Source organism: Mesorhizobium sp. M7A.F.Ca.CA.002.15.2.1, from assembly GCF_003998715.1.
Classification (GTDB): Bacteria; Pseudomonadota; Alphaproteobacteria; order Rhizobiales; family Rhizobiaceae; genus Mesorhizobium; species Mesorhizobium ciceri.
On record NZ_RZPI01000512.1, the window covers coordinates 1 to 4180 of the forward strand.

Annotated in this window: 4 protein-coding genes and 1 pseudogene; 1 reads left to right on the forward strand and 4 read right to left on the reverse strand. The window is 63.8% G+C overall.

From position 1 onward, the window contains the following. The 3 genes and pseudogenes from ENZ74_RS23905 to argH form a co-directional block, all read right to left on the reverse strand. Window positions 1–549 (reverse strand): annotated as a pseudogene (locus tag ENZ74_RS23905) (diaminopimelate decarboxylase); the annotation flags it as partial. A 62-nt stretch (window positions 550–611) separates the two neighbouring features. Continuing rightward, complete coding sequence (locus ENZ74_RS23910) at window positions 612–818, reverse strand: lipoprotein (RefSeq protein ID WP_013529409.1); 207 nt, start codon at window positions 816–818, stop codon at window positions 612–614. 151 nt (window positions 819–969) lie between these two features. Further along, window positions 970–2370 (reverse strand): argininosuccinate lyase, encoded by a 1401-nt coding sequence (gene argH, locus ENZ74_RS23915; protein ID WP_063169086.1) that lies wholly within the window; start codon window positions 2368–2370, stop codon window positions 970–972. A 35-nt stretch (window positions 2371–2405) separates the two neighbouring features. Between argH and ENZ74_RS23920 the strand changes: the two genes are divergently transcribed. Continuing rightward, window positions 2406–3095: a TlpA disulfide reductase family protein gene (locus tag ENZ74_RS23920; RefSeq protein ID WP_063169085.1), complete on the forward strand. Its 690-nt coding sequence runs from the start codon at window positions 2406–2408 to the stop codon at window positions 3093–3095. 1 nt (window position 3096) lies between these two features. On the opposite strand, the gene ENZ74_RS23925 is transcribed toward ENZ74_RS23920, so the two are convergent. Continuing rightward, window positions 3097–4180 (reverse strand): GGDEF domain-containing phosphodiesterase (locus ENZ74_RS23925; RefSeq protein WP_164761164.1); only part of this gene is annotated, 1084 nt, incomplete at its 5' end.

The window sequence follows — 4180 nt, forward strand, 5'->3', positions numbered from 1 at the left end:
GGCATAGACCTGCCGCGCCCGCTGCCACGGGATGCCGAATTTGTTCTCGGCCTTGCCGGTGGAGATCTTCTTGTGGGTCCTGGCGTCGACATCGGGATTGATGCGCAGCGAGATCGGCGCCACCTTGCCAAGGGCAACGGCTCGCGCCGACAACAGCTCAAGTTCAGGCTCGGACTCGACGTTGAAGCAGAGAATGCCGGCGGCAAGGGCAAAGTCCATTTCGCGCGCAGTCTTGCCGACGCCCGAAAACAGGATCTTGCCGGCCGGAATGCCGGCGGCCAGCGCCCGGCGCAATTCACCTTCCGAAACCACGTCGGCGCCGGCGCCGAGCTTCGCCAGCGTCCGCAGGACGGCCTGGTTGGAATTGGCCTTCATGGCGTAGCAGACCAGCGTGTCGAGCCCGGCAAAGGACTGGGCAAACACCCGGTAGTGCCTGGTCAGGGTGGCCGTCGAGTAGCAGTAGAATGGCGTGCCGACCTGTGCGGCGATATCTGGTATCGCCACGTCCTCGGCATGGAGCACGCCGTCGCGGTAGTCGAAATGGTTCACGGGAGTGATTCCGGAAGTTGCGGCAAGATGAGATCGGGTTGGAAGGCCCCGCTCTCGTCGGCCTAGATCAGCGGGTCGAGGATGAACTTCTTGTCCTTGACCGGTTTTTCTGGCTCCGGCGGCACGGGCTGATGGGCCTTCGAGGCATCCTTGCGCGCCTGCACGGCCGCCTCATAGGGCGTGTCGAGACCGCCCCTCCTGCCGCAGGCCGAGACGGCCGCGATCGCCACCAGCAGCGTCAGCGTCACCAAAATCCTGCTTCCGGTCATCGATCCATCCGTCCGAAACGTTTGTCAGCCGCCGCTTTTAGCCGAGTTCTCGGCGCATTGCACCCCGAGATATTGCTCGTCGCAATATCTGGCGCAACGTCCGGATATTGCTGGTCGCATGTCCGGGATATTGCTGGCGCAACATCCGGCATTACGCTTTCGCCAGTCGCTTTTTCCAGGCGCGGATCTGCTTCCTCACTTCCGACGGCGCGGTGCCGCCGAAACTGGTGCGGCTCTTGACCGAGTTCTGCACCGCCAGCACTGAGAATATGTCGGCCGTGATGCCGGGATCGATCGACTGCAGATCCTCCAGCGAAAGCTTCTCCAGCCCCACCTTCTTGTCTTCGGCCAGCGCCACCGCCCGGCCGGTGACATGATGCGCCTCTCGGAACGGCAGGCCGAGCGTGCGCACCAGCCAGTCGGCAAGGTCGGTTGCTGTCGCGTGGCCGGAGCCGGCGGCCTTCTTCATCGCGGCTGCGTTGACCGTCATGTCCGAGACCATGCCGGTCATCGCCGCCAGCATCAGGTCGAGCGTCTCGGCGGCGTCGAATACCGATTCCTTATCTTCCTGCATGTCCTTGCCATAGGTCAAAGGCATGCCCTTCATCACCGTCAGCAGGCCGACCAGATGGCCGGTGACGCGGCCGGTCTTGCCGCGCACCAGTTCGGCGGCATCGGGATTCTTCTTCTGCGGCATGATCGACGAGCCGGTGGAAAACGAGTCCGACAGCCTGACGAAGCCGAATTGCGGCGTCGACCAGATGATGATCTCTTCGGCCAGCCGCGACAGATGCGTGGCGCAGATCGCGGCCATGGCAAGGAACTCGAGCGCGAAATCGCGATCCGAGACGCTGTCGAGCGAATTGCGCATCGGCTCGCGGAAGCCGAGCCCCTTGGCGGTCCGGTGGCGGTCGATCGGGAAGCTGGTGCCGGCAAGTGCGGCGGCACCGAGCGGGCTTTCGTCCATGCGTTCGATCGCATCGCGGACACGCGACAGGTCGCGCGAAAACATCTCGACATAGGCCATGCAGTGATGGCCGAAGGTCACCGGCTGGGCCGCCTGCATATGGGTGAAGCCCGGCATCACGGTCGCCGCATGCTCCTCGGCCCGCTCCAGCAGCGCCTCAATCAACCCCTTCAACGCCTCGGCGACGCGAAAGCACTCCTCCTTGACCCAGAGCCGCAAATCGACCGCGACCTGATCGTTGCGCGAGCGGGCGGTGTGCAGGCGGCCGGCCGCCGGGCCGATCAGATCGGCAAGGCGCGCCTCGATGTTCATGTGGATGTCTTCGAGCCGCGTCGAGAACTCGAAGCTGCCGGCCTCGATCTCTCTCAGGATCGTGTTCAGCCCGTCAGCGATTTTTTCTTGATCGGCCGCCGAAATAATGCCCGTTTGCGCCAGCATCTCGCTATGGGCGATCGAGCCTTTGATGTCCTGCGCATAGAGTTTGCGGTCGAAGGAGATAGACGCGTTGATCGCTTCCATGATGGCGGCCGGACCCGAGGCAAAACGTCCGCCCCACATCTGGTTGCTGGTTTTCTTATCGCTCATGGCTATAACCCGTGCTTCGGAGCAGTTTTGAGAAAATGGCAGACGGTAGTAGATTCTTCCCGGCCCCGCGCCTGATCCTCGCCGCCTTGGTGGCGGGCGCGCTGGCGGGCGCGGTCGCGGTATATGTCAGCGAGAGCCGGTCTGGCAACAATGCACCGGCACAAGCTGCCGTGGGTGAGAGCAAGGACGACGTGGCCTGCGCGGCCAAGAGCGACCGCGCCAAGAAGGTCGCGGCTTCGGCCACCGGTGAGGTCGCGGCACTTTTGCCGGCCGATCCGCCACAATCCCTGAAGAGCCTTGCCTTCAACGGTCCGGACGGCAAGCCGATGACGATTGCCGATCATGCCGGCAAGACGGTGCTGCTCAATCTGTGGGCGACATGGTGCGCCCCGTGCCGTGCCGAAATGCCGGCGCTCGATGCGCTGCAGAAGGAAAAGGGCAGCGACGCCTTTCAAGTGATCGCCGTCAATGTCGATGCCGGCGACGATGTGAAGCCGAAGAAGTTCCTCAGCGATACCGGCGTCGCGACGCTTGGCTATTACCGGGATTCGACGATGGCGCTGTTCAACGACCTCAAGAAGCGCGGCCTGGCGCTAGGCCTTCCTGTCACCATGCTGGTCGACGGCGAGGGCTGCCTGATCGCCCATATGAACGGCCCGGCCGAATGGTCGGGGCCGGACGCCAGGCGGCTGGTCGAGACGGCACTCAAGCCCGAGAGCCTCTAGTCTAGCGTGTGGCTAGCGCAGGTGCCGGTGCGAAGGCCAGAACGCTTCTGTCGCGCAAGGTAGCGGGTTTGCTGCCGACAGCGGGTGCGACGACACCGGTCAGCTCGCCGAATTCTTCGATGAGAGCTGGCCTGCCGATATAATAGCCCTGGCCGATCTCGCAGGCTTCGGCGTCCAGGAATTTCAGTTCGCCGAGCGTCTCGACCCCCTCCGCCAGAACCGGCAGGCCGAGACCACGTCCAAGTCCCAGGACGGCGCGCACGATCGCCGCGACCTGGCCGTTCTTGTCGACCGACTTGATGAAGGAGCCATCGATCTTGATCTTGTCGAAGGGGAAGGCGCGGAGGTTGGAGAGCGAGGAATAGCCGGTTCCAAAATCGTCCATGGCCACGCGCACGCCCAGCGCCTTGACCTGCCGCAAGGTGGCCAGCGCCCGCGGCATGTCCTTGACAAGCGCCGTCTCGGTGATCTCAAGCTCGAGCCTGCCGGGCGCCAGGCCGGAATTCAGCAATGTTTCGTGGACCTTGCGGCTGAAATTCGTGTTGTGGAGCTGCACCGCCGAAACGTTGACGGCCACTGTCAGCGGATTTTCCCAGCGGGCGGCTTCCTCGCAGGCAGCCGTCAGCACCCATTCGCCAATCTGGCCAATGGCGCCGCTGTCTTCGGCCACCGGGATGAATATGGCCGGCGACACGTCGCCGCGAGTCGGATGCCGCCAGCGGACCAACGCTTCGAAGCCGACCATCTTTCCGCTGCTGATCTCTTTCTGCGGCTGGTAGACGAGATAGAACTCCTGGCGTGCGACCGCCTGGCGCAGTTCGTGCTCCATGACGCGCTTGTCGCGGGCCTCGGCCCCCATCGATGCTTCGAAATAACGGTAAGTGTCCTTGCCTTCGGTCTTGGCCCGGTAGAGTGCCGTATCGGCGTGGCTTATCAGGCTGGCCTGGTTTTCGGCATCCGACGGATACAGCGCAATGCCGATGCTTGCCGACACAAGGCCGCCGCCGACCGAGAGCCGGTTTTCCTCGCGCATGGCGGTCAGCACCGCGTTGGCGATACGGCCCGCCTCCAACGGGTCGGCCCGG

Coding starts and splice junctions, on each gene's coding strand:
- argH (WP_063169086.1), bottom strand. CDS start 2,370: ATGAGCGATAAGAAAACCAGCAACCAGATGTGGGGCGGACGTTTTGCC.
- ENZ74_RS23910 (WP_013529409.1), bottom strand. CDS start 818: ATGACCGGAAGCAGGATTTTGGTGACGCTGACGCTGCTGGTGGCGATC.
- ENZ74_RS23920 (WP_063169085.1), top strand. CDS start 2,406: ATGGCAGACGGTAGTAGATTCTTCCCGGCCCCGCGCCTGATCCTCGCC.